The 258-nt window shown below is 64.7% G+C and carries 1 protein-coding gene; it reads right to left on the reverse strand.

Translation table 11 applies throughout. From position 1 onward, the window contains the following. On the reverse strand, positions 1-258 hold a 258-nt coding region (locus tag SB771_RS35505), incomplete at both ends, for a dihydroxy-acid dehydratase (RefSeq protein ID WP_410722103.1).

Below are 258 nucleotides of genomic sequence, written 5' to 3' on the forward strand. Positions count from 1 at the left end.
GTTCACGTCGGCCTTGCCGTTCGGATAAATCTTGGCGAGCAGCGGCACCGCTTGCGACAGCGTGTCGAAGTCGTCCCAGTCGATCACGATGCCCGCCGCGCGCGCAATCGCCACTAGGTGCAGCGTGTGATTGGTCGAACCGCCCGTGGCCAGCAACGCGACGATGCCGTTGACGATCGCCTTCTCGTCGATCACGTGCCCGATCGGCATGTAGTTGCCGCGCTCCACCGTCAGATCGAGCACGCGACGCGCGGCTTG

It is taken from the genome of Burkholderia sp. SIMBA_051, assembly GCF_046534915.1.
Taxonomy (GTDB): Bacteria; Pseudomonadota; Gammaproteobacteria; order Burkholderiales; family Burkholderiaceae; genus Burkholderia; species Burkholderia ambifaria.